General features: G+C 59.6%; 22 protein-coding genes and 1 pseudogene. 12 read left to right on the top strand and 11 right to left on the bottom strand.

Features of this window, described 5'->3' with window-relative positions:
• Window positions 1-5: 5 nt before the first annotated feature.
• The 5 genes and pseudogenes from HB376_RS30505 to HB376_RS30485 form a co-directional block, all read right to left on the bottom strand.
• A complete protein-coding gene (locus HB376_RS30505; RefSeq protein WP_213767397.1) occupies window positions 6-590 on the bottom strand; it encodes a TIGR00730 family Rossman fold protein in 585 nt (194 codons plus the stop codon).
• Complete coding sequence (locus HB376_RS30500; RefSeq protein WP_213767396.1) at window positions 590-1,306, bottom strand: TetR/AcrR family transcriptional regulator; 717 nt, start codon at window positions 1,304-1,306, stop codon at window positions 590-592. Before HB376_RS30500 ends, HB376_RS30505 begins: the two co-directional genes overlap by 1 nt.
• 166 nt (window positions 1,307-1,472) lie before the next feature.
• Entirely contained in the window at window positions 1,473-1,967 is a 495-nt protein-coding gene (locus HB376_RS30495) for a diacylglycerol kinase (RefSeq protein WP_346730611.1), read from the bottom strand.
• Between the two features lie 355 nt (window positions 1,968-2,322).
• Entirely contained in the window at window positions 2,323-3,354 is a 1,032-nt protein-coding gene (locus HB376_RS30490) for a glycosyltransferase family 1 protein (RefSeq protein WP_213767394.1), read from the bottom strand.
• A gap of 50 nt (window positions 3,355-3,404) precedes the next feature.
• Window positions 3,405-4,238: pseudogene (locus HB376_RS30485) on the bottom strand (UDP-2,3-diacylglucosamine diphosphatase); the annotation flags it as partial.
• Window positions 4,239-4,828: 590 nt separating this feature from the next.
• On the opposite strand from HB376_RS30485, the gene HB376_RS30480 reads away from it, so the two are divergent.
• A complete protein-coding gene (locus HB376_RS30480) occupies window positions 4,829-5,536 on the top strand; it encodes a class I SAM-dependent methyltransferase (protein WP_213767392.1) in 708 nt (235 codons plus the stop codon).
• A 131-nt stretch (window positions 5,537-5,667) separates the two neighbouring features.
• Here HB376_RS30480 and HB376_RS30475 read toward each other — a convergent pair whose 3' ends face one another.
• The 4 genes from HB376_RS30475 to HB376_RS30460 are packed head-to-tail and all read right to left on the bottom strand — an operon-like array spanning window position 5,668 to window position 7,974.
• A complete protein-coding gene (locus HB376_RS30475) occupies window positions 5,668-6,192 on the bottom strand; it encodes an RDD family protein (protein WP_213767391.1) in 525 nt (174 codons plus the stop codon).
• Between the two features lie 7 nt (window positions 6,193-6,199).
• Window positions 6,200-6,949 carry a DUF3106 domain-containing protein gene (locus HB376_RS30470; RefSeq protein WP_213767390.1) on the bottom strand — a complete coding sequence of 250 codons (750 nt, stop codon included), beginning with the start codon at window positions 6,947-6,949 and terminating at the stop codon, window positions 6,200-6,202.
• 18 nt (window positions 6,950-6,967) lie between these two features.
• Window positions 6,968-7,414 carry a DUF3619 family protein gene (locus tag HB376_RS30465; RefSeq protein ID WP_213767389.1) on the bottom strand — a complete coding sequence of 149 codons (447 nt, stop codon included), beginning with the start codon at window positions 7,412-7,414 and terminating at the stop codon, window positions 6,968-6,970.
• Window positions 7,411-7,974 (bottom strand): RNA polymerase sigma factor, encoded by a 564-nt coding sequence (locus tag HB376_RS30460; protein ID WP_047844602.1) that lies wholly within the window; start codon window positions 7,972-7,974, stop codon window positions 7,411-7,413. The genes HB376_RS30465 and HB376_RS30460 overlap by 4 nt, the downstream gene beginning before the upstream one ends.
• Before the next feature lie 384 nt (window positions 7,975-8,358).
• On the opposite strand from HB376_RS30460, the gene HB376_RS30455 reads away from it, so the two are divergent.
• The 6 genes from HB376_RS30455 to HB376_RS30430 all read left to right on the top strand — a co-directional run bounded on the left by HB376_RS30455 (window position 8,359) and on the right by HB376_RS30430 (window position 15,422).
• A complete protein-coding gene (locus HB376_RS30455) occupies window positions 8,359-10,122 on the top strand; it encodes an acetolactate synthase 3 catalytic subunit (protein ID WP_213767388.1) in 1,764 nt (587 codons plus the stop codon).
• A 114-nt stretch (window positions 10,123-10,236) separates the two neighbouring features.
• On the top strand, window positions 10,237-10,728 hold the full coding sequence (gene ilvN / locus HB376_RS30450; protein ID WP_047844600.1) for an acetolactate synthase small subunit: 492 nt from the start codon (window positions 10,237-10,239) through the stop codon (window positions 10,726-10,728).
• Window positions 10,729-10,798: 70 nt separating this feature from the next.
• Window positions 10,799-11,815 carry a ketol-acid reductoisomerase gene (gene ilvC / locus HB376_RS30445; protein ID WP_213767387.1) on the top strand — a complete coding sequence of 339 codons (1,017 nt, stop codon included), beginning with the start codon at window positions 10,799-10,801 and terminating at the stop codon, window positions 11,813-11,815.
• A gap of 136 nt (window positions 11,816-11,951) precedes the next feature.
• The gene (locus tag HB376_RS30440) at window positions 11,952-12,596 is read left to right on the top strand and encodes a phosphatidylserine decarboxylase (protein WP_062084542.1); all 645 of its coding nucleotides are present in this window, start codon (window positions 11,952-11,954) and stop codon (window positions 12,594-12,596) included.
• A 66-nt stretch (window positions 12,597-12,662) separates the two neighbouring features.
• Window positions 12,663-13,526 carry a CDP-diacylglycerol--serine O-phosphatidyltransferase gene (gene pssA / locus HB376_RS30435; protein WP_213767386.1) on the top strand — a complete coding sequence of 288 codons (864 nt, stop codon included), beginning with the start codon at window positions 12,663-12,665 and terminating at the stop codon, window positions 13,524-13,526.
• 351 nt (window positions 13,527-13,877) lie between these two features.
• Window positions 13,878-15,422 (top strand): 2-isopropylmalate synthase, encoded by a 1,545-nt coding sequence (locus HB376_RS30430; RefSeq protein ID WP_213767385.1) that lies wholly within the window; start codon window positions 13,878-13,880, stop codon window positions 15,420-15,422.
• Window positions 15,423-15,579: 157 nt separating this feature from the next.
• Here HB376_RS30430 and HB376_RS30425 read toward each other — a convergent pair whose 3' ends face one another.
• Entirely contained in the window at window positions 15,580-16,236 is a 657-nt protein-coding gene (locus HB376_RS30425; RefSeq protein WP_213767384.1) for a carbonic anhydrase, read from the bottom strand.
• Between the two features lie 212 nt (window positions 16,237-16,448).
• Window positions 16,449-16,958: a hypothetical protein gene (locus HB376_RS30420; protein ID WP_213767383.1), complete on the bottom strand. Its 510-nt coding sequence runs from the start codon at window positions 16,956-16,958 to the stop codon at window positions 16,449-16,451.
• A gap of 299 nt (window positions 16,959-17,257) precedes the next feature.
• On the opposite strand from HB376_RS30420, the gene HB376_RS30415 reads away from it, so the two are divergent.
• The 5 genes from HB376_RS30415 (at window position 17,258) to tpiA (ending at window position 23,887) form a co-directional block, all read left to right on the top strand.
• Window positions 17,258-18,655, top strand: a complete 1,398-nt coding sequence (locus HB376_RS30415) for a branched-chain amino acid ABC transporter substrate-binding protein (RefSeq protein ID WP_255631638.1) — start codon at window positions 17,258-17,260, stop codon at window positions 18,653-18,655.
• Between the two features lie 273 nt (window positions 18,656-18,928).
• Entirely contained in the window at window positions 18,929-19,207 is a 279-nt protein-coding gene (gene rpsO, locus HB376_RS30410) for a 30S ribosomal protein S15 (RefSeq protein WP_213767382.1), read from the top strand.
• A gap of 366 nt (window positions 19,208-19,573) precedes the next feature.
• Window positions 19,574-21,721 carry a polyribonucleotide nucleotidyltransferase gene (pnp, locus tag HB376_RS30405; RefSeq protein WP_213767381.1) on the top strand — a complete coding sequence of 716 codons (2,148 nt, stop codon included), beginning with the start codon at window positions 19,574-19,576 and terminating at the stop codon, window positions 21,719-21,721.
• 181 nt (window positions 21,722-21,902) lie between these two features.
• Window positions 21,903-22,919 carry an NAD(P)H-quinone oxidoreductase gene (locus HB376_RS30400; protein WP_213767380.1) on the top strand — a complete coding sequence of 339 codons (1,017 nt, stop codon included), beginning with the start codon at window positions 21,903-21,905 and terminating at the stop codon, window positions 22,917-22,919.
• Window positions 22,920-23,104: 185 nt separating this feature from the next.
• On the top strand, window positions 23,105-23,887 hold the full coding sequence (gene tpiA, locus HB376_RS30395) for a triose-phosphate isomerase (protein ID WP_213767379.1): 783 nt from the start codon (window positions 23,105-23,107) through the stop codon (window positions 23,885-23,887).

Raw genomic sequence — 23,887 nt, 5'->3', positions numbered from 1 at the left:
GGATATCAAACAGCGTCGCGTTTCTCGGGCCAGCGGTCCACCAGCGGCGGTTTATACACGCTGAGCGCTTCGATCAGCTTCACGGGATCGGCGTTCACTTGCAGCATGTCGAGGAATGGCGCGCGCATGAAACCTTCTTCCACGGTATGGCGCAGCATGGCGAGCAGCGGATCGTAATACCCGTCCACGTTCAGCAGCGCGACCGGCTTCTCGTGATAACGAAGCTGCGCCCATGTGTAAACCTCGAACAGCTCTTCGAACGTACCGACGCCGCCGGGCATCGATACAAACGCATCGGCGAGATCGGCCATTTTCTTCTTGCGCTGATGCATGTCGGGCACGACGTACAGCTCCGTCAGACCTTTATGGCCGACTTCCTTGTTCATCAGCAACTCGGGGATCACACCGATGGCGCGGCCGCCGAGCGCCAGGACTTCGTCGGCGATGGTGCCCATCAACCCCACGCTCCCGCCGCCGTAGACCAGCGCGAGATCCGCTTCGACCAACGCCCGGCCAAACGCTTTTGCCGCTTCGGCATAGACCGGTCTGGCTCCATTGGCGGAGCCGCAATATACGCAGACAGCTTTCATTAAATAGGTTCCTTAGGCGCGCCGTCTTCCTTGGGCGCGCGGTAATCGGCAAAGACGCGTTCCGGCATTTTCCCCGACACGAGGTCATCGAAAATCTGCCGTGACCGGCCACGGAGATACGGCGCCATCATCGAGATGATATGCAGGCTCGCCTGATGCAATTCCGAGCGGATGGTTTCCTGCTCGTTATATTTGCGCGGGTTCATGACGAACTGGTACGACAGCCAGTACGTCGCGATCACCCCCATGTTGGTCGCGATCACCTTGATTTCCGCGGGCGTTGCGACCATTTCGTGATCGGCTACGAGTGCGTCGCACAGTTGCTGCGCGAAGTTGACCTTGTGGGTGATGATCTGTTTGAAATGCGTTTCCAGCGTGCGGTTTCGTGCGAGCAGATCATTCAGGTCGCGATACAAAAACCGGTACTGCCACAGGAAATCCGCCATGTACTGCAGGTACGACCACATCTCGTCAATTGTCGGACGATGGTCTTCGGGAAAGCGCAGCCGCTTTTCGATCTGCTGTTCGAACTGCGCGAAGATGCTGTTGATGATGTCGTCTTTGTTGCGGAAATGGTAGTACAGGTTACCTGGACTGATTTCCATCTCTTCGGCGATGGTAGTCGTCGTGACGTTCGGTTCCCCGATATCGTTGAACAGCTTCAGCGACAGTTCGAGAATCCGTTCACGGGTGCGGCGGGGAGGTTTGGCTTCCATGTCGTCCGGACCTGGTTGACCGGTTCCGGGTGGGGGCGGCCTGAGGCGGCCTGCGTGACGGCGTCACGAACCCGGAAATCGGTGGCTATCTTGAATATCGGACGATTATAAACGGCTGAGTGGGGACGGGGTCTGCGCGGGTGGCCGGTTGCGTGCCGCGGGGTGTTTAAAACAGCATCAAGGCCCATCGCCAGAGCAATGGGCCGACTATCAGGCCCCATGTGAGCACGCACGCCAGCAGGGCGACCATGACCGCCGCGCTGCCGAAATCCTTCGCCCGTTTGGACAGTTCGTGCCGCTCCAGCGAAATCCGGTCTATCGCCGCTTCCACGCTTGAGTTCAGTAATTCCACCATCAGCACCAGCAGCACGGACGCCAGCAGCGCCGCCCGTTCGACCGGCGAGACCGGCACGAAGATGCCGCACGGCACCAGGATGGCGGCGAGCGTCAGCTCCTGGCGGAACGCGCTTTCCTCGCGGATCGCCACGCGAAAGCCGTTCAGCGAGTTTTTCATCGCGTGCCAGGCGCGGGTCAGGCCGCGGTTGCCCTTGTAGGGATTGAACGGCAACGGAGCGAGCGGATCGTCGGCGCTCAAGGGCTCGCCCGGATGCGGCGCGCCCTCGATGTCGTCGTCTTCGTTGCTGAAGGGTTCCCGGTGTATCAAGAGCAGGGATTTCGCTTGCACTGAAGGTTTGGCTTTCACATTGCGCTTCTTTGAAACTTGCTGTGGTTGTATTGACGTACGCTCCGATGCACTCTTCGAGCTACGCTCGACGCCGCTTCGCGGGGCGGGGATGACTCGCTGGCCGACTCGCGGCCGACTTCTCGAACGACCGCTGTGCGGAAGTCACTAAAGGCGAGTCCGCCGGCAGCTTGTTGCAGCTGCGAGCGGCCACATCGCATTGTTGCCTTCTCTGGCCGGTGGGTCACGAACTGCACAACGCGTTTTGACATCCGCCACGTTGCGCTGAGGGCAACGCGGATTCAATCATACCGTTGCCCTCGCGAAAGCCAGATTACGCCGTTGCTTGGCTTTGCGTCGCGCCGCGAGTCGCAAGCGGCTTCAGATTCGCCGCGAATTGTTCCGATGCCGCCCGCCACGAGAACTTCTCCGCCCACGCACGGGCATCGGCGCGTTCAATTTTCAGCGCCCGCAAACACGCTTCGCGCAGGTCTTCGTCAAGCGCTCCCGGGCCATCGGTGCCGAGTACATCGATCGGACCCGTCACCGGGTACGCCGCGACCGGCGTACCGCATGCCATTGCTTCGAGCAGCACGAGGCCGAAGGTATCGGTGCGGCTTGGGAACACGAATACATCAGCGGCCGCGTAGACCTTCGCCAGTTCAGCCTGCGACAACACGCCAAGATAGTTCGCGTTCGGATAGCGCGATTTCAGTTCGGCCAGCGCCGGTCCTTCGCCCGCGACCCACTTCGACCCGGGCAGATCGAGCTTCAGGAAAGCCTCGACATTCTTCTCGACCGCGACGCGTCCGACATACAAAAAAATGGGCCGTGTCGTGTTCAGGACCTTCGAATCCATCGGTCGAAAAATATCCAGATCCACGCCGCGTGTCCACAAGACCACGTTCGTGAAACCGAACTTTTCGAGGTCAGTTTTCACAACGGGCGTAGGCGCCATTACCGCTTGCGAAGGCTTGTGGAACCAGTGCAAAAACTTGTAGGTTGCAGCGAGCGGAATGTGGAACCGTGCCTGCACGTACTCAGGAAAGCGCGTGTGATACGCGGTCGTGAAGGGGAGTTTGTTGCGCAGAGCGAACGAGCGCGCGGCCATGCCGAGCGGGCCTTCCGTCGCGATATGCAGCGCATCCGGCGCAAATTCCTCTATGCGTTGCGCGACGCGGCGGCGCGGCAGCAGCGACAGGCGAATCTCGGGATAAGTCGGGCACGCGATGGTCCTGAATTCGAGCGGCGTCAGCAATTCCACGCGATGTCCCAGCGCAGTCAGTTCGCGGCTGGTGCTTTTCAAGGTACGCACGACGCCGTTGACTTGCGGTTCCCATGCGTCGGTAACAATCATGATTTTCATTCGATGGCCTCGATAAGTGAAAGCGCTCAGGCGGTTGCTCAGGCAGTCGATCAAGCAGTCGCCGCGGCCTTTTGCGAATGGTGTTCAGGAGAGCGCAGGACGGTCCAGTAAATGATCTTCAGCTCGCCTTCGAACGTCTCGACAAGCGCCGACAGGCTTTCCACCCAGTCGCCGTCATTGCAGTACAGGACACCGTCGATATCGCGGATTTCAGCTTTGTGAATATGACCGCAGACAACGCCGTCGCAGCCGCGGCGGCGCGCTTCATCGGTCATCACGTGCTCGAACTTCGAGATGAAGTTCACCGCGTTCTTGACCTGATGCTTGAGGTATTGCGAGAGCGACCAATAGTTCAGGCCCAAGCGGCTGCGCACCCGGTTGAACCAGCGGTTGAGCAGCAGGATCAGCGTGTAGAGCGTGTCACCGAGATAAGCGAGCCACTTGGCGTGCTGGATGACGCCATCGAAGAGATCGCCATGCACGATCCACAGGCGCTTGCCCGCAAGTGTGGTATGGAACGCCTCGTTGCGGACATGGATGTCGCCGAAAGCCAGGTCGCAGAACTGTCGCGCGGCTTCGTCGTGATTGCCCGGAATGTAGACCACCTGCGTGCCCTTGCGGGCTTTGCGCAGCACCTTCTGGATCACGTCGTTGTGCGCTTGCGGCCAGAACCAGCCTTTGCGCAGTTGCCATCCGTCGATGATGTCGCCCACCAGGTACAGGTACTCGGAATCGTTATGGCGGAGAAAATCGAGCAGATAGTGCGCCTGACAGCCACCGGAGCCGAGATGGATATCGGATAGCCAGATGGTACGGTAGCGATGGTCGGCAGGTTCGTCGTCGGGGCGAGAGGTGGTTCCAGAAGCGGTCGGGGGAGCGAGGCTGGCGCCGGTGGTTTCAGTGGAAGGGGGAGGCGCCACGTCGGTGCGGAACGCGATGGCTTCGGCATCGCGGAGGGTAATGCCTAGGAGGTGACTCGCAGACGATTTAGTGGCCATGGGCACGCGCAACGGGTTGCAGTGCGGCCATTGCGCCATGCTCGCGTGACGGAGCCATGACAGTCACGAAAACTTCTTATTACTAAAGGTTGTGGCGGAAGTGCCGAGTGTGCATTGAAGAAGGAAAAACGCCGCGATTTAAGGTTCTTCGAGGTGTCCGGTGGGACAGATGGCAAGCCCGTCCGGTTGGCTTTGCGGGCGCTTACCCCGCATTACAACGCGCGATGTTTATGCGCGATTTCGTTTCGCGGTCGGGTTCGCGCAGATGGACGTTGCCCTGACGGACTATCGTTGCTGCAGCGCCACGACCACGCGAAAACTGGCATGACTCGCCGATAACCGGATGCGATACATCGCCGCAAGTACGCGGGGAGCTGAGCGTCCTCATCGTGTTGGCTTCGCCTATACTCTCGGATTTACGATGGAATCCTATGCAACTGGATAGCGGAACAGTGGGGCAGGCCGTTCGAATGTCGATGTGCAAAGTATGCAACGAACCGGCGCCTCTCTACGGCGTCACCGACTTCAACAAGAGTTGCGAAGAGCGGCGCGGGCGCTATCTGCCGCTCACCGGCGTGCCGGTCTATTACAACCGATGCAATGCTTGCGGTCTCATCTTCACCACTGCGTTCGATCATTGGAGCAAGGCCGACTACCTGCGGCACATTTATAACGATGATTACGTGCTGGTCGACCCTGACTACATTGATTCACGGCCTGCGGGCAATGCCGCTTTCATTCTTGATTTCATCAAGAAAGGTCACGGGTTAAGGTGTCTCGACTATGGTGGCGGCAATGGCACGCTGACGTCGTTATTGCGCAATGGCGGAGTAGACGGACATAGCTGGGACCCGATGGATGAAGAAGGGGTGCCGCCGTCAGGCTCATTCGATTTCATCAGCGCGTTCGAGGTTCTGGAGCACACGCCCGAACCGCTGGTCTCTGTCCAGGAAGCGCTCGGGCTGCTAAACGGGCGTGGTGTATTGCTGTTCTCCACGTTGACGATAGATCACGTGTCGCCGCGGGGGATGGACAACTGGTACATCGCGCCTCGCAATGGCCATATCACGCTTTATACGCGACGGTCATTGCAGACAATGTTCGGGGGATTGGGTTATCGGATCCATCACTTCAACGACAACCTGCATATGGCGCTGAAGGAAGCTCCAGACTGGCTGAGCTGAGACCGACAAAAGCAAGATAGGGGAGAAGGCCGGATTTCAGCGCGCAACTGACGCTTCGGAGGCCTGAGAGATATCGCTTGAGGTTTTTTCGTTGCCGTGATCCACAGCGGTTCAACATTGCGGATGTTGGACTAAGCCGCCGGTGGGACCACGCCCACGATCCGCGTTCCGGCCAGCCGGTCATGCAAAAACTGTCGTGCCGGATCGAGCCACACTGCTGTGGCCCACAGCACGATCCACACGGCGGTCACTACAAGCGTGGCCGGAACGGAAAGCTTGAGCAACGGATGCAATGCCAGCGGCGGCAGGAACCACAACCACGCAAACACATAGCGCGCGATGGCGCGTGTTATGGAAACCGGCGCTCCACGCGCATCGACCACTTTCAGCCGCCAGGTTTTCATGGGCAGTGTCTGGCCGCCATGCGTCCAGAAGTAGACGAAATAAACTGCGAGCACAAACCCGATCCACGCCATCAGCAGATTGTGGTGGGTGAGTCCGTTGCGTTGCTGGGTGAGCGTGCTGAACAAATACCCGGCAACAAAGACGATCCCGAACAGGATCACGCCTTCATAGAGCATCGTAGCCAGTCGGCGACGCAGCCTGGGCGCGCTCAATTCGGGAGACTCGACAGATTCCAGAGAGGAAGCGCTCAATTTGTGCCTAAGACCCGTTGAATATGGACGGCGCCTGTTGCGGCGAAACCGGAATCGGCGTGGCCGGCACAAAACTGGCGGCGCTGGGAATGGCGGGACCAACGGGAGCGGCGGGCGCCGCTGGAGAAGCCGACGTCCCCATTGCAGCAGCCTCGGAAGCACGCGAATGTTCCCGCGCGGTCATCAGCCGGTCGATATCCTTGACTTCGGTTTTACCGGAAGGCGGCGCGCTGACAACGGTTGGCCGGCGCGGGTGTTCGGTGGCGGCGAGCTTTTTCTTCTGATCTTCCGGGAGCTTTTGATAAGCATCCCAGGCGCGTTCCCGCTTCTCAACAGGGACGGACTTCGAAACCTGATAATTTTCGCGCGCGACCTTGCGTTGTTCCGGGGTCATGTGGACCCATTCGGTCATTCGTTCATGCAGGCGTTTTTGCGCATCGGGCGACATCTTCTTGTATCGCGAGGCTATCTTGATCCAATTGCGCTTACGTTCTTCGCTGAATTGATCCCATTGCGAGGCGAACGGCGCGAGCGCGACCCGTTGCGCGTCGGTAAGCCGGGCCCATGCCATAGGACTGGCGGGGGAGGAGAGCGAAGAAAGCGGCGACAGGACTTCTCCCGCGCTCGCCCCGGCCGGCGCAGCGGCAACAGGCACCGCCGAAGCGGACGAGTAGAAACGCGGATAGGTGGCGGCAAACGCGACAAGTCCCGCAATTGCGCATCCAAAGACAATCGCGAGGCCGCGCTTGTAACTCACCCGATGACTCCTGCAGTCTTAATGATTGCGCGTCAGGTACGCGTTGAAACCGTGGTCGAGATAGGCGTCGAGCGGGAGATTGTCGCTGAGCATGGCCGCGTCGATATCGGCGAGTTCCGCGGTGCGCTGCTGGTCCTCGAAATAAGCGATGCCAGCCAACCCGATCACGAGCGCGAGCAGCGGCCACGCCAGCGCGAGGCGCGAGAAGCGGCCGCGTTTACCCGCGTGGCCAGAGCCGGCCGGGCCGAGCGAACCCGGACCTGCCATGCCCGCCCCGGCGAGCGAAGGCGCGAAAACCGGCGCGGCGACCGCGACTTTTTCCGGCTTCTTGCGTGCAATCGCCGTCCGGCGCGCCGCTGCGAGCTTGTCGAGCGATGCGGCGGGTAGCGAATTGATGTTTTCGTCGAGCGCGCGGCGTACCTTCAGCGCGAACTCGGTTTCCTTGTGATCGAGAGCGTTGCTCATAGCGTGATTCCTTTCGCCTTCAGCGCGTGTGCCAGCGCGTGCGTGGCCCGCGAGCAATGTGTTTTTACGCTGCCTTCAGAGCAGCCCATTGCAGCGGCGGTTTCGGCGACATCCATATCCTCCCAGTAACGCATGAGAAACGCTTCCCGTTGACGTGCTGGTAGTTTTTGGATCTCCGCGTCGATCAGGTTGAGCACCTGTTCACGCTCGAGCCGGCTCTCGCTGCTTTCCGCACCGACCGTCCCGTCCTGCGATTCGAAGGTCTCCAGGGGGTCGAATTCGTCGTCGTCGGCGTTGCCGAACGAGGAGAACAGGCTTACCCACGTATTGCGGACCTTTTGGCGCCGGAAATAGTCGTGCGTTGCATTCTGCAGGATACGCTGAAACAAAAGGGGCAATTCGGGCGGTGGCCGGTCGCCGTATTTTTCGGCGAGCTTGATCATCGCATCCTGAACGATGTCGAGCGCCGCATCGTCGTCGCGTACGGTGTACACCGTCTGCTTAAACGCGCGTCTTTCGACGCCCGCCAGAAAATCGGCGAGTTCCTTGTCTGATGCCATCCGTGAGGCCCGGCGCAACGAGCGTGCGTCGATAAGAGTTGGTGAGAGGTTTAAAACCTGCGGATGCTAGCAAACTTTTGAGTGAACAGCGAGGAAATGCGCCGCCGTTACAGGCTGAAACACAGAGTTTTCTTCAGTATTTCGGATAAATCCGAGCCTTTAAGCTGCGATTCCTGCTCGCTTCAGGGAGGATTGTGCAATTTTTCCTTGACGACCTTTATTGCCTCGGGCTATCGTTTCCGACTCGCATCATAAAGTGAACTGTCTCTTTGAGGCGAGCCCAAGAAGCCCGCTTCCCATTTAGACGCGCCGCTTGAACCCGAGCCATAAGCCCGGCAGAGAGCACCCAATCAATTTTTTGCCGAAAATTCGAAAGGTGAATGTATGAATATGCCCAGCGCGGAATTCTCCACGTCGGATACGACTCCCCCCCTCGAAGCTGAATCCATCGGCGGCACCGTGCTCATGCGCGCGCTCGCTGACGAAAAAGTCGAGTTCATTTGGGGCTATCCCGGCGGCTCGGTACTCTATATCTACGACGAGTTGTACAAGCAGGACCAGATCCAGCACATCCTCGTGCGCCACGAACAGGCCGCGGTTCATGCCGCTGACGCCTACGCGCGCTCCACGGGTAATGTCGGCGTGTGCCTCGTGACCTCTGGCCCCGGCGTCACCAATGCGGTGACCGGTATTGCCACTGCCTACATGGATTCCATCCCGCTCGTGATCATCAGCGGCCAGGTTCCTACCGCGGCAATCGGCCAGGATGCGTTCCAGGAATGCGATACGGTCGGCATTACGCGTCCATGCGTCAAGCACAACTTCCTTGTGAAGGACGTGCGCGAGCTTGCTTTGACCATCAAGAAGGCGTTTTACATCGCCCGGACGGGACGTCCAGGCCCGGTGCTGATCGACATTCCGAAAGATGTGTCGAAGACGCCGTGCAAGTACGAACCAATCAAATCCGTCTCGCTGCGTTCGTACAATCCGGTCACCAAAGGCCATTCGGGCCAGATCCGCAAGGCCGTGCAGTTGTTGCTCTCGGCGAAGCGTCCGTACATCTACACGGGCGGCGGCATTATCCTGGCGAATGCGGCGCGTGAGTTGAACCAGTTCGCCGACCTGCTTGGTTATCCGGTGACGAATACGCTGATGGGCCTGGGCGGTTATCGCGCGGACAACAAGAAATTCCTCGGCATGCTCGGCATGCACGGCACGTACGAAGCCAACATGGCCATGCAGCATTGCGATGTGCTGATCGCGATCGGCGCGCGTTTCGATGACCGCGTGATCGGTGATCCGGAGCATTTCGCGTCGCATGCGAAGAAGATCATTCACATCGACATTGATCCGTCGTCCATTTCCAAGCGCGTGAAGGTCGATATTCCGATTGTCGGCGACGTGAAGGAAGTGTTGAAAGAGTTGATCGAACAGTTGCAGACGGCCGAACACGGTCCGGACACGGCGGCGCTGGCCGACTGGTGGAAGGACATCGAGGCGTGGCGTTCGAAGGACTGCCTCAAGTTCGACCGTGCAAGCGAGATCATCAAGCCGCAGTACGTGGTCGAAAAGGCGTGGGAACTGACCGACGGCGAAGCATTCGTTTGTTCGGACGTCGGCCAGCATCAAATGTGGGCGGCGCAGTTCTATCGCTTCAACAAGCCGCGCCGATGGATCAATTCAGGTGGTCTCGGCACCATGGGCTTCGGCTTGCCGGCGGCCATGGGCGTGAAGATGGCGCACCCGGACGACGAGGTCTTGTGCATCACGGGCGAAGGCTCGGTCCAGATGTGCATCCAGGAATTGTCGACGTGCAAGCAATACAACACGCCGATCAAGATCATCTCGCTGAACAACCGCTATCTCGGCATGGTTCGCCAGTGGCAGCAGATCGAATACAAGAAGCGCTACTCCAGTTCTTACATGGACGCGCTGCCTGACTTCGTGAAGCTGGCTGAGGCTTATGGTCACGTGGGCATGCGCATCGAGCACACGCGCGACGTCGAACCGGCGCTGAAAGAAGCACTGCGCCTGAAGGATCGCACGGTGTTCCTCGACTTCCAGACAGATCCCACCGAAAACGTGTTTCCGATGGTCCAGGCAGGCAAGGGCATCACGGAAATGCTGCTCGGATCGGAAGATCTATAACGCTGTTTTCCCAAGCGCGGCTCGCGCGCGCCCGTCTCCACAAAAGACGTCCGGCCGCGCACGAGTCTCGCGAAAACAAGCTATCTAACTGGATAAATCAGGAACGCACCTATCATGAGACACATTATTTCCGTGCTGCTGGAAAACGAACCGGGCGCGTTATCGCGTGTCGTCGGGCTCTTTTCCGCGCGTGGCTACAACATTGAAACCTTGACGGTGGCGCCGACCGAAGACAGTTCGCTGTCGCGGCTGACCATCGTTTCCATTGGCTCGGATGACGTGATCGAACAGATCACGAAGCACCTGAACCGCCTGATCGAGGTGGTGAAAGTGGTCGACCTGACAGAGGGCGCCCACATTGAGCGCGAGCTGATGCTGATCAAGGTGAGAGCGGTCGGTAAGGAACGGGAAGAGATGAAGCGGATGGCGGACATCTTCCGCGGCCGCATCATCGACGTTACCGAAAAAAGCTACACGATGGAACTGACGGGCGCGAGCGACAAGCTCGACGCATTTATTCAGGGGCTGGACGCAACGGCAATTCTCGAGACCGTGCGCACAGGCAGTTCCGGCATTGGCCGGGGCGAGCGAATCCTGAAGGTCTGAGAGCGCCTGAACAACGCGTGCGTTATTTGGCACCCAATTTCACAAACTAAATTCAAGCAAAGGAACCACCATGAAAGTTTTCTACGACAAAGACGCCGACCTCTCCCTCATCAAGGGCAAGCAAGTCACGATCATCGGTTATGGCTCGCAAGGCCATGCGCACGCGCTGAACCTGAAGGAAAGCGGTGTGAACGTGACGGTCGGTCTGCGCAAGAACGGCGCATCGTGGAGCAAGGCTGAGAAGGCCGGCCTGAAGGTCAAGGAAGTCGCTGAAGCCGTGAAGGGCGCGGACGTGGTCATGATGCTGCTGCCGGACGAGCAGATCGCTGAAGTCTACAAGAACGAAGTGCACGACAATGCCAAGGAAGGCGCTGCATTGGCATTCGCGCACGGCTTCAACGTGCATTACGGCCAGGTTATCCCGCGTGCCGACCTCGACGTGATCATGATCGCCCCGAAGGCGCCGGGCCACACGGTTCGCAGCACGTACGCCCAGGGCGGCGGCGTTCCCCACCTGATCGCCGTGGCACAAGACAAGTCGGGCGCGGCACGCGACGTGGCATTGTCGTATGCAGCAGCGAACGGCGGCGGCCGTGCCGGTATTATCGAAACGAACTTCCGCGAAGAAACGGAAACTGACTTGTTCGGCGAGCAAGCTGTGCTGTGCGGCGGTACGGTCGACCTGATCAAGGCTGGCTTCGAAACGCTGGTGGAAGCGGGTTACGCGCCGGAAATGGCGTACTTCGAATGCCTGCACGAACTGAAGCTGATCGTCGACCTGATCTATGAAGGCGGCATCGCCAACATGAACTACTCGATCTCGAACAACGCCGAATACGGCGAATATGTGACGGGCCCGAAGATCGTGACGTCGGAAACGAAGAAGGCAATGAAGCAAGTGCTGACGGACATCCAGACCGGCGAGTACGCAAAGAGCTTCATCATCGAAAACAAGGCTGGCGCACCGACGCTGCAATCGCGCCGCCGCCTGACGGCTGAGCACCAGATCGAAACGGTCGGCGCCAAGCTGCGCGCCATGATGCCGTGGATCGCGGCAAACAAGCTGGTTGATCAGTCGAAGAACTAAGCAGCTTCAGAACTTAAAAAGCTGAACGACCGGCCTCGTATGCCGGTCCTGGTGAAGACCGCAAGCCGTCCGGTGTCGCTTGGCGCCGGACGGCTTTTGCTATCCTACGGTTTTACTAAAAACATAGAACTCGTTCATGAACTATCCACATCCGATCATCGCGCGTGAAGGCTGGCCGTTTATTGCCATTGCGGCTGTCATTGCCGTGTTGATCCAGGCCATCGGCGGCTTTGGTTTTGCCTGGCCGTTCTGGCTATTGACGATCTTCGTCGTCCAGTTTTTCCGTGACCCCGCCCGGCCGATTCCCGTTCAGGCGAACGCCGTGCTGTGTCCGGCAGACGGCCGTATCGTTGCCGTGGAAACCGCGCACGACCCTTACGCGGGCCGCGAAGCGCTGAAGATCAGCGTGTTCATGAACGTGTTCAATGTCCACTCGCAGCGCTCGCCGGTCGATGGCGCTATCAGCAAGGTCGAGTACTTTCCCGGTTCGTATCTCAATGCAGCCGTCGATAAAGCCTCGACCGAGAACGAACGCAATGCGATCGTGATCCAGACGGCGGCAGGGCATACGGTGACTTCGGTGCAGATCGCCGGACTGATCGCGCGGCGTATTTTGTGCTACGTCCACGTTGGCGAGCCGCTTAACCGTGGCCAGCGTTATGGCTTTATCCGCTTTGGATCGCGAGTCGATGTGTATCTGCCGGTGGGCAGCCGTCCGCGGGTGGCGATTGGCGAGAAGGTGTCGGCCTCGTCTACCATCCTTGCTGAGTTCGCAGAGTAGTCAGTGAACCGGCAGAGAATCAGTACAAATAAAGCGGTAAAACCAGGCTGCACAACGGAGGACTCGATGGCACTCAAACCGCGCCGAACGCGAAGCACGGCAACACCCCCACGGGCGTTTCGCCGTAACAAGTCGGCGCAGGACATCGGCGTGCTGGAAACGCGGCGTGCGAAGCGGCAACAGTTTTTGAGGAAGCGCGGCATTTACCTGCTGCCCAACGCGTTCACCACGGCCGCGTTGTTCTGCGGCTTTTTCGCGGTCGTTCAGGCTATGAACGTGCGCTTCGAGATCGCGGCCATCGCGATCTTCGTAGCCATGGTGCTGGATGGCATGGACGGCCGGGTCGCGCGCATGACGCATACGCAGAGCGCGTTCGGCGAGCAGTTCGACAGCCTCTCGGACATGGTCTCGTTTGGCGTGGCGCCCGCGCTGGTGATGTACGAATGGATCCTGAAGGACCTGGGCCGCTGGGGCTGGCTCGCGGCGTTCGTCTATTGCTCGGGTGCGGCATTGCGTCTTGCGCGCTTCAATACGAACGTAGGCGTGGTCGATAAACGCTATTTCCAGGGCCTGCCGAGCCCGGCAGCGGCGGCGCTGATCGCGGGTTTCGTGTGGCTCGCTACCGACAACCGCGTGCCGCTGAAGCTGGTCTGGCTGCCGTGGGTGGCGTTTGCGCTGACCATCTATGCCGGTGTCACGATGGTATCGAACGCACCGTTCTACAGCGGCAAGGCGCTCGATGTGCGCTTTCGTGTCCCGTTCGCCGGCGTGCTGCTGGTGGTGGTGGCGTTTGTGCTGGTGTCGTCGGATCCGCCGTTGATGTTGTTCGGCTTGTTCGTGTTGTACGGTTTTTCCGGTTACGCATGGTGGGGGTACATGGCCATACGCGGCCGGCCGAATCCGGCCAGATCGTCTGAAAAAGCGCATTGAAAGAACCGCGCGCATCGGCTTGAACCCGGTGCGCGCTTTTTGCTTTTGGGCGCCGCGTGGTCCAAAACCATGCGGGTAAAGTCAATCGGATCGATCGGAAAGCCCAATTGCACGCTCCCAAAAATCTCGTTATAGTCTGCAAATGATTTTTTTCGCCCATCCCCTCTCGTTTTTCCTAGCTGGTGCGCCGCTACGCGCGCTACCGCTACTAGCGCGCCTGCCGCGCTAAGCTTCCCGCCTCCCGTCTGCTCGTTCGTGGTTTTCGACGCCAGCGGTGGCGCGAACACCCGGATTCCGTATTGTTTTTCCCCACCGTTTTCAACACTCTAAAACTCCCCACTGGAGCCCGACATGGCAGACAAACTGATCATTTTCGACACGACCTTGCGCGATGGCGAGCAATCCCCCGGCGCGTCGATGACGAAGGACGAGAAGATCCGGATCGCGAAGGCGCTCGAACGGATGAAGGTCGATGTGATCGAAGCAGGCTTTGCGGCCAGCTCGAACGGCGATTTCGACGCCATTCATACCATTGCCGGCCTGATCAAGGACAGCACGATCTGCTCGCTGGCCCGCGCCAACGATAAAGACATCCAGCGCGCCGCCGATGCTCTGAAGCCCGCCGATCACTTCCGTATCCATACGTTCATTGCCACGTCGGCGCTGCATATGGAAAAGAAGCTGCGCATGAGCGCGGATCAGGTCTACGAGCAGGCGCGTCTCGCCACGCGTTTCGCGCGCAAGTTCACCGACGACGTCGAGTTCTCGCCGGAAGACGGCAGCCGTTCGGATCTCGATTTCCTGTGCCGCGTGCTGGAAGCAGTGATCGATGAAGGCGCGACCATCATCAATATTCCCGATACGGTTGGCTACGCCGTGCCGGAAGGCTACGGCAACCTGATCAAGACCATCCGCGAACGCGTGCCGAATTCGGACAAGGCGGTGTGGTCCGTGCATTGCCACGATGACCTCGGCATGGCGGTCGCGAATTCCCTGGCCGGCGTGCATATCGGCGGCGCGCGTCAGATTGAGTGCACCATCAACGGCCTCGGCGAGCGCGCGGGCAACACGGCGCTGGAAGAAGTCGTGATGGCGATGAAAACGCGCAAGGATTACTACGGGCTGGAACTCGGTATCGATACAACGCATATTGTGCCGACCTCGAAGCTCGTCTCGCAGATCACCGGTTTTGTCGTGCAGCCGAACAAGGCTGTGGTCGGCGCGAACGCGTTTGCGCATGCTTCCGGCATTCACCAGGATGGCGTGCTCAAAGCGCGCGATACCTACGAGATCATGCGTGCCGAAGACGTGGGCTGGGCGACCAACAAGATCGTGCTCGGCAAGTTGTCGGGTCGTAACGCGTTCAAGCAGCGCCTGGAAGATCTCGGCGTGACGCTGGAATCGGAAACGGATGTGAACGCCGCGTTCGTGCGCTTCAAGGAACTCGCCGATCGTAAATCCGAGATCTTCGATGAAGACATCATGGCGATCGTCTCCGAAGAATCAGCGGAAATGCAGGCGAAGGAAACGTTCCGCTTCGTGTCGCTGGCTCAGCATTCGGAAACGGGTGAGCAGCCGCATGCGCGTGTGGTGTTTGCGGTCGATGGTATCGAAGTGCAGGGTGAATCGCGAGGTAACGGCCCGGTCGATGCCACGCTGCACGCGATCGAATCGAAGGTGACGAGCGGCGCCGAGCTGGTGCTGTATTCGGTGAACGCCATTACCACGGGTACGCAGGCTCAGGGCGAAGTGACCGTGCGTTTGTCGAAGAGCGGCCGGATCGTGAACGGCGTGGGCACGGACCCGGATATCGTGGCGGCGTCGGCGAAGGCATATCTCGCGGCACTGAACAAGCTGCATTCGAAGGTCGAGAAGCTGAATCCGCAGCTTTCCTAAATTGATTCGATTGAGTGATTGATTCGATTGAGGCGCGTATCCGGCGCTTCATCGGTTAAAAAACGGCTCTCGCCAAAAGCGAGGGCCGTTTTTCATTGCAGCTTTATGCCCGACAGCAAGCCGGCGGTTTCGATCACGTGCTTGGCGCCGGTGCGGGTCATGCCGCTTTCGCGGCTGCATTTGAAGAGCCGGTGGGCTCGCCCGCGGTGTCCGTATCGGAATCGGCGGGGTCTCCGGACGAAAGCACCTTGATGCGGCCGTCGCGCAGACCGAAGATCCAGCCGTGAACGCGTGGTGGACGTTCGGCGTCGCGCACGATGGGCGTGTCACGTAGCGCGCCCACTTGTTCAAGCACGCTCAGTTCCGCCAGCCGGTCGATGCGCGAATCCATCGTGCTCATTGCGTCGAGTTCGCTGCTGTGCTCACGCGCCAGCGTGCACAGCGGGGCAATGCGGCGGTTGACGTGGGGCAGGGCGTCGGACAACGGCAGCAACGACGCACGCACGCCCCCGCAGCCGTAGTGTCCGCACACAATCACGTGGTCCACTTTCAGCACCCTCACCGCGTATTCGAGGACGCTCATGGTGTTGTCATCGTCCGGAGAAAAGAGGTTCGCGATGTTGCGATGGACGAATAAATCACCGGGCTTCGAGTGCGTGATGGTTTCGGCCGGCACACGGCTGTCGGAGCATCCCAGCCACAGCACGGTCGGACTTTGACCCTGTGCCAGTGTTTCGAAGAAATCCGGGTCGCTGGCGGCAATTTCAGCCGCCCAGTCGGCGTTCTCAGCCAGCATGCGTTTAGGTCGATGCATGGGTATCAGCTCCAAAGCGTAACGAGAGGTACAGCACTGCAACGGTCAAATTATCGCTGGAAACGGGCTTCCGGCGTCATTGCTGCGCCGCGATTAACCTTGCGAATCACTTTTTATTAAAAGGTTCCGGCAGTCCAGGCGTAAAAAAATGCCGCTTTTTCGGGCGGCATTTTTTCGTCGACAACAGAGTTCTTCGGTACTTTTCAGAGAAATCAGAAGAAATTCCGGGCGTCGGGATCGTGAAGCGGGTCGGGCGTTTTTTGCGTCAGGCGGAGCGTGCCCTGGTCATCGAAGTAAAAGCTGTACATCATGTACCAGACGTTTGCCTCCATGTACCGGTACGTCCATACCTCGCGTTTCATCAATGGGAAGTAGGACGTCTCCTCCGGACGGCCGAAGTTGATCAGCACGTCCTTGCGCGTCCAGGTGCCGATCTGCGCTTTGTAGAACTCGTTTTCATCGAGGACCTGCCGCACGCTCACGATCTTTCCCGATGCGTCGATATCCGCCGCCGTCGTCACCTCGCCCAGCGGTTGGGTCGGCCACATCAGGCGCTTGCCGCCAGTCGGCAGGTCATAGACCTCTTTCGGCGGCCCCAGCTTTGCCGTGATGGTCGATGAGTCGGCGCCAGCCTGGTAGTTCTGCCACGGCTGCGCGCACGCCGTAAGCAGCAGGGCGAGCGCCATTGCTGCCGCGGGTTTTCGTATTGCCTTGCTCAACATCGAAGCCTCCTTCGTATTCGTTTCCACGCTGTATCCACGATTGGTTGTGGGTTTTTCTGGTGATCTGCGTTGTGTCGCTTATTTTGACACGCGGTAGGCGGGCGGTTTTGATTGCGGTCGCCGGTTCGTCCTTCGGTCAGAGCGTGCTTGCGGTTATAGCTGGAACGCGCGGGCTCGGGTAGCTATTCCATTTCCGTTCGCATTTTCCTGGGCGGTTGCATGCAGCGTGCCGAACGCCCTATGATCCGCGATTCGCTTTGCTGTCATGTTCGGCGTCATTTATTCACGGATGAACTGTAATGGACTGTATGGGTCTCGGTTTGCGGCGCGTGGTTTCTTTCAGGGCAGGTAATCGGTTCCTGCCGGCGGGGTGGTTCGGCTTGCTCGGCCGCGCATTGCGCGCCGGTAAGCGCCTGGGTGGTTCGTTGCTGGTGGCTTCATGTGTTGGCAGCGTGTTGGTCGCCCCCGCGTGCGCGACGGATGCCGCTCCCGGTTTGCCCCCCATTCGAATCGCGATGATCGAAGGCATGTCGGGACCGTTCGCCAACGCGGGCGCGGCCGTCGAGCGCAATCTGCGCTTCGGTGTGGAGCGCGTGAACGCGAACGGCGGCGTCACCTTGCCCGATGGCAAACACCCGCTGCAACTCGTGGTCCTCGACGGCAAGGGCAGCAGCGAAGCCAGCCTTGTCCAGTTGCGTGCGGCCATCGACCAGAATATTGGCTTTGTCATGCAGGGCAATAGTTCGGCGGTTGCCGCGGCGCTCATCGACGCGATCAATAAACAAAATGCCCGCGATCCCGGGCATCGCGTGGTGTTCCTCAATTATTCCGCCGACGACCCCGCGCTCACCAATGCGGATTGCAGCTTCTGGCATTTCCGCTTCGATGCCCACGCCGGCATGCGCATGAATGCGCTCGCCGATGTCATCCAGCGCGATCAATCGGTGAAGAAAGTCTATTTGTTCAACCAGGACTACAGCTTTGGCCACGATGTCAGCCATGAAGCCCAGCGAGCGTTGAAGGAGCGCCGTCCGGACATCGCGATCGTCGCCGATGAATTCATCCCCGCCGGCCGCGTGAAGGACTTCGCGCCGTACATTGCCAAGATCCGCGCAAGCGGCGCCGACGCGGTGATCACCGGCAACTGGGGCAACGACCTGACGCTGCTCGTCAAGGCCGCTCGCGAACAAGGACTCGACACGCATTTCTATACGTTCTATGGCAACAGCCTGGGCGCGCCCGCCGCTCTGGGCGACGCCGGCGCAAAACATGTCGTGGCGGTGGCCGACTGGCATCCGAACACAGGCGGCACGGCGTCGGATGCTTATTACGAAGCGTTCCGCGCCCGTTTCCCCGCGCCTGCCGACGATTACCTCTTCCTGCGCATGCCGCTCATGATCGAGATGCTGGCGCAGGCCATGGAGAAAGCGCACAGCACCGACCCGGCCGCGGTCGCGCACGCGCTGGAAGGCATGACGCTGGACAAGGGTTTCCAGACGATAGAAATGCGCGCCGCCGACCATCAACTGATCCAGCCCCTTTACGTGATCGAAATGGATAAGGCGGGTTCGGCCGGCGTGCGTGGTGTGCGTTTCGACAACGAAGGTTCCGGCTTTGGCTTTCGGACGCTGCTCAAGATCCCGGCCGCCCAGACCGCGATGCCGACCACCTGCCAGATGAAACGCCCGGCGTCGTAAAAACAATAAGCTTGGGCGCAGGCCTATTGCATCATTTCACCCGTCGTCTCGAACCCGGTCGACGGCAAAAGTTGCTGTGCTATAATTCGCGACTTGCCGTACTCCGGGTTGAGCGGAATTGTGGGTTGCAAAGCCCGTTTAAAGCGTTCCTCAGGCCCGTCCGGCAAGGAAGTCCAAGGTCGAGATCAAGTTTCGGCGGCTGAGGACAGATGTAGAAAACCCACGGCACGGCCCTTCTTCCGTGACCGCCTGTCCGTTTCAAAGGAAAATCAAATGTCTACCGTAGTTGCTGCTCATGCAAAGAAGTCCGACGTCGTCGCAGAATACGCGCGCGCCGCTAATGACACCGGATCGCCAGAAGTGCAGGTTGCACTGCTGACCACCCGTATCAATGAACTGACCGTTCACTTCAAGGCTCACACGAAGGATCACCACAGCCGCCGCGGCCTGCTGCGCATGGTGAGCCGCCGTCGTAAGCTGCTCGATTACCTCAAGGGCAAAGACGCTGATCGTTATCGCACGCTGATCGAGAAGCTGGGCCTGCGTAAGTAAGCGGCCAGCGTTCACAACGAAATGCCTGTGTCAGTTTGCTGATACAGGCATTTTGTTTTTGAACGGCGCGCTCTTCATGGGCGCAGAAGTGAAAGTAGCGGGAAATATCGAAGGCTTGCATTAAAGCCAACCCCGGATCGGAAGCCGATTCGACTACAGGACCGGGCCTCGCGGCAGAGCTTTGTGTCATTCCAGCGCGTCATGCGCATCGCGTGTCGTGTTGCGTTGGAATGACATACACCCCTCTTTTCGCGCGGTTCCGGTCATCGCTTGGCTTCGCCGTTTTTTCAGCGCGTGCACGGGCTCCGGATGCTCCGGAGTCCACGACAACACGCTCGAACAAGCGCGAGGCATAACGAAGAAGGAGTGAGAATGTTTAAAAAGATCGTCAAGGAATTCAAGTGGGGACAACACAACGTACGCCTGGAAACAGGTGAAATCGCGCGCCAGGCAAGCGGCGCCGTGATCGTTGATATTGAAGATACCGTGGTGCTCGCGACGGTTGTCGGCGCGAAGACGGCAAAGCCGGGCCAGGATTTCTTCCCGTTGACCGTCGATTATCTGGAAAAGACCTACGCAGCCGGCAAGATCCCGGGTGGTTTCTTCCGTCGCGAAGGCCGTCCGTCAGAAGGCGAAACGCTGATCTCGCGCCTGATCGATCGTCCGTTGCGCCCGTTGTTCCCGGAAGGCTATTACAACGAAGTCCAGGTCGTGATTCACGTGCTGTCACTGAATCCCGATGTGCCCGCCGACATCCCCGCGCTGATCGGCGCGTCGGCCGCGCTGGCTATCTCCGGCCTGCCGTTCAACGGCCCGGTGGGTGCTGCCCGCGTCGCGTATATCAATAACGAATTCGTCCTGAACCCGACGCGTCCGCAAATGAAGGAATCGGCGCTCGATTTGATCGTCGCCGGTACGGAACGCGCGGTGCTGATGGTGGAATCGGAAGCGCAGCAACTGACCGAAGAAGTCATGCTGGCCGCTGTTGTGTTCGGTCACGATCAGATGCAAATCGCTATCGACGCAATCCATGAACTGGTTGCCGAAGGTGGCAAGCCGGAATGGGATTGGGCGCCGGCACCGAAGAACGAGCCGTTGATCGCACGCGTGGCGGAACTCGCTCAAGCCGATCTGAATGCCGTGTACCAGATCCGCGACAAATCGGCTCGCACCGCAAAGCTGAAGGAAGTCTACGCATCGACGACCGCAAAGCTGACCGAAGAAGCCGTTGCCAAGGGCGAAACGCCCGCTGACAAGGCGACCATCGGCAACGTGATGTTCGACATCGAAGCGAAGATCGTCCGTACGCAGATCCTGAACGGCGAACCGCGTATTGACGGCCGCGACACCCGCACCGTCCGTCCGATCGAAATCCGTACCGGCGTGCTGCCGCGTACGCACGGTTCGGCGTTGTTCACGCGCGGCGAAACGCAAGCGCTCGTGATCGCGACGCTGGGCACGAAGGGCGACGAACAGAACATCGACGCGCTCGAAGGCGAGTATCGCGAACGCTTCATGCTTCACTACAACATGCCTCCGTTCGCGACCGGCGAAACGGGTCGCGTCGGTTCGCCGAAGCGCCGTGAAATCGGTCACGGCCGTCTGGCGAAGCGCGCATTGGTGGCAGTGCTGCCGAGCGCCGAGGAATTCGGCTACTCCATTCGCGTGGTGTCGGAAATCACGGAATCGAACGGCTCTTCGTCGATGGCTTCGGTTTGCGGCGGCTGTCTCGCGCTGATGGACGCCGGCGTGCCCATGAAGGCGCACGTCGCGGGTATCGCGATGGGCCTGATCCTCGAAGGCAACAAGTTCGCGGTGCTGACGGACATCCTGGGCGACGAAGATCACCTCGGCGACATGGACTTCAAGGTGGCGGGCACGGCGCAAGGCGTGACGGCACTGCAGATGGACATCAAGATCCAGGGCATTACGAAGGAAATCATGCAGGTCGCGCTCGCGCAGGCGAAGGAAGGCCGCATGCATATCCTGGGCAAGATGACGACCGCTGTTCCGGGTACGAACACGAACCTGTCGGACTACGCGCCGCGCATGATCACCATGAAGATCAATCCGGAGAAGATCCGCGACGTGATCGGCAAGGGCGGTTCGGTGATCCGTGCGTTGACCGAAGAAACCAACACGACCATCGACATTTCCGATGACGGCGTGGTGACTATCGCCAGCACGAGCAGCGAAGGCATGGCGGAAGCGAAGAAGCGCATTGAGAACATCACGGCTGAAGTGGAAGTGGGTCAGGTCTACGAAGGCCCGGTACTCAAATTGCTGGACTTCGGTGCAATCGTGAATATTCTTCCGGGTAAGGATGGTCTGCTGCACATCTCGGAAATCGTCAACGAGCGCATCAAGGACATCAACGACTACCTGAAGGAAGGCCAGATCGTGAAGGTCAAGGTCATCCAGACAGACGAAAAGGGTCGTGTCCGTTTGTCGGCGAAGGCTTTGCTGAATGAAGGCGGCGCGCCTATCGAACCGATCCAGCCGACGCAGCAGTAATGCGGTAAGTTCGGAGTGGCCGGCGCGTGAAGGTCGCGCGCCGGCCATTTTTGAATGCGATGGTGCAATGTGATGGTTCGGATGTGATTCGATGTTATTGCGGGGTTCGGCTGAGTGAGCCCGCAATGCCATGGGGTTATGCATCGGTGTTACGCGCGTGTGACTTGAAGGGAACAAGCAGATGAAAGCCATCGAAATCACCGAGTTTGGCGCACCCGACGTACTGAAGCTGGGCGAGCGTCCGATGCCGGAGCCGAAGGCCGGCGAAGTGCTGATCAAGGTCGCGGCATCGGGCGTGAATCGTCCAGACGTGTTCCAGCGCAAGGGGGGTTATGCGCCGCCGCCGGGCGCGTCGGATCTGCCGGGGCTGGAGGTCGCGGGTGAGATCGTGCGCGGTGACTTCGATCCGAAGCACAATCCGTTCGGTTTGAAAGCAGGGGACCGCGTGTGCGCGCTGCTCGCGGGCGGCGGTTACGCCGAATACGCGTGCGCGCCGCTCGAGCAATGCCTGCCGGTGCCGAAGGGGTTGACGGATATCGAGGCGGCGTCGCTGCCGGAAACGTTCTTCACGGTCTGGAGTAACGTGTTCGAACGCGCGCATCTGGGCAAGGGCGAGAACGGCGCGGAAGAAACGTTGCTGATCCAGGGCGGGTCGAGTGGCATTGGCGTGACGGCTATCCAGATAGCAAAGGCGTTGGGGCATCGCGTGTTCGTGACGGCCGGAAACGACGAAAAGTGTCAGGCGTGCGAAAAGCTGGGTGCGGAACGCGCGATCAACTACAACACGGAAGATTTCGTTGACGTGGTGAAGTCGCTGACGAACGACCGCGGTGTCGATGTGATCCTCGACATGGTCGCCGGCGACTATCTTCCGCGCGAGCTGAAGGCGCTGGCCGACGGCGGCCGGGTGGTGGTCATCGCAACCCTGGGTGGTTCGAAGGCCGAGATCAACCTCAACGAAGTGCTGCGCCGCCGTCTGGTAATCACCGGTTCCACATTGCGGCCACGCTCGGTCGCGTTCAAGGGCAGGGTCGCGGTGCAACTGAAGACGCAGGTGTGGCCGGAAATCGAAGCGGGACGGATCAAGCCTGTCATTCACCAGGTTTTCCCCGCCGATCAGGCCGCCGCCGCACACGCGTTGATGGAAGGTAGTACGCACATTGGCAAGATCATGCTGGACTGGAGTCAGGTCGCCTGATTCCGGACCCCGGAGTTGAAATGGGCGACGGATCAGATTACGTCGTTTGACCGCGTTGTTTAAGCGCGTGTTTGACCGTTTTCCGCCGCGCACAGTAAAATTGCATGTTGTGCTGGCGCGTTGCCTCCGAAAGTTCCAATTTTTCTATTTCAATGATCGGCAGCCTCGCTGCTACGACGAGACAAATGCCGAAAGAACAAGCCAAACGCGCCAAGCTGGTGGTCGGTAACTGGAAGATGCACGGCCGTCTGGCTGAGAACGCGGTCTTGATGCAAGCCGTGGCCGCCGGCGCCGCGATCTTGCAGAAGGGCGTGCGCACAGCGGTTTGCGTGCCCACGCCGTATCTGGCGCAGGCGCAGGCGCTGCTGGGCGGATCGGTGGTCGCGTGGGGTGTTCAGGACGTGTCAGCCCACACGCAGGGTGCTTATACCGGCGAAGTCGCCGCAGGCATGGCGGCGGATTTTGATGCAACATTCGCGATCGTGGGTCACTCGGAGCGGCGCGCCTATCACGGCGAGCATTCGGACCTGGTCGCGGTGAAGGCGCAGCGAGCCCTGGAAGCGGGGCTGACGCCTATCGTATGTGTGGGCGAAACGCTGGAACAGCGTGACAAGGGTTTGACAGAACAAGTGGTCGGTACGCAACTGGAAGCGGTGTTGCGGGTGCTGAGCGAAGCCCAGGCGGCGAAGATCGTCGTGGCGTATGAGCCGGTCTGGGCGATCGGCTCTGGGAAAAGCGCGACGACAGCGCAGGCGCAACAGGTTCACGCATTCCTGCGCGCGCAACTGGTGGGCAAGAGCGCGGCAGTGGCGGGCGTCCCGGTGTTATACGGCGGCAGCGTCAAGCCGGAGAACGCGGAAGAGTTATTCGCTCAACAGGACATCGACGGCGGATTGATTGGCGGTGCATCGCTGAAGTCGAACGATTTCCTTGCGATTTGTCAGGCGGCACAAAACGTTTCGGTTTAA

This window comes from Caballeronia sp. dw_19 (assembly GCF_018449515.1).
GTDB lineage: Bacteria > Pseudomonadota > Gammaproteobacteria > Burkholderiales > Burkholderiaceae > Caballeronia.
This window is presented reverse-complemented; position numbering and strand designations above follow the sequence as displayed.

Coding starts and splice junctions, on each gene's coding strand:
- HB376_RS30505 (WP_213767397.1), bottom strand. CDS start 590: ATGAAAGCTGTCTGCGTATATTGCGGCTCCGCCAATGGAGCCAGACCG.
- HB376_RS30500 (WP_213767396.1), bottom strand. CDS start 1,306: ATGGAAGCCAAACCTCCCCGCCGCACCCGTGAACGGATTCTCGAACTG.
- HB376_RS30490 (WP_213767394.1), bottom strand. CDS start 3,354: ATGAAAATCATGATTGTTACCGACGCATGGGAACCGCAAGTCAACGGC.
- HB376_RS30480 (WP_213767392.1), top strand. CDS start 4,829: ATGTGCAAAGTATGCAACGAACCGGCGCCTCTCTACGGCGTCACCGAC.
- HB376_RS30465 (WP_213767389.1), bottom strand. CDS start 7,414: ATGAGCAACGCTCTCGATCACAAGGAAACCGAGTTCGCGCTGAAGGTA.
- HB376_RS30460 (WP_047844602.1), bottom strand. CDS start 7,974: ATGGCATCAGACAAGGAACTCGCCGATTTTCTGGCGGGCGTCGAAAGA.
- HB376_RS30455 (WP_213767388.1), top strand. CDS start 8,359: ATGAATATGCCCAGCGCGGAATTCTCCACGTCGGATACGACTCCCCCC.
- ilvN (WP_047844600.1), top strand. CDS start 10,237: ATGAGACACATTATTTCCGTGCTGCTGGAAAACGAACCGGGCGCGTTA.
- ilvC (WP_213767387.1), top strand. CDS start 10,799: ATGAAAGTTTTCTACGACAAAGACGCCGACCTCTCCCTCATCAAGGGC.
- HB376_RS30440 (WP_062084542.1), top strand. CDS start 11,952: ATGAACTATCCACATCCGATCATCGCGCGTGAAGGCTGGCCGTTTATT.
- pssA (WP_213767386.1), top strand. CDS start 12,663: ATGGCACTCAAACCGCGCCGAACGCGAAGCACGGCAACACCCCCACGG.
- HB376_RS30430 (WP_213767385.1), top strand. CDS start 13,878: ATGGCAGACAAACTGATCATTTTCGACACGACCTTGCGCGATGGCGAG.
- HB376_RS30425 (WP_213767384.1), bottom strand. CDS start 16,236: ATGCATCGACCTAAACGCATGCTGGCTGAGAACGCCGACTGGGCGGCT.
- HB376_RS30420 (WP_213767383.1), bottom strand. CDS start 16,958: ATGTTGAGCAAGGCAATACGAAAACCCGCGGCAGCAATGGCGCTCGCC.
- HB376_RS30415 (WP_255631638.1), top strand. CDS start 17,258: ATGGACTGTATGGGTCTCGGTTTGCGGCGCGTGGTTTCTTTCAGGGCA.
- rpsO (WP_213767382.1), top strand. CDS start 18,929: ATGTCTACCGTAGTTGCTGCTCATGCAAAGAAGTCCGACGTCGTCGCA.
- HB376_RS30400 (WP_213767380.1), top strand. CDS start 21,903: ATGAAAGCCATCGAAATCACCGAGTTTGGCGCACCCGACGTACTGAAG.
- tpiA (WP_213767379.1), top strand. CDS start 23,105: ATGCCGAAAGAACAAGCCAAACGCGCCAAGCTGGTGGTCGGTAACTGG.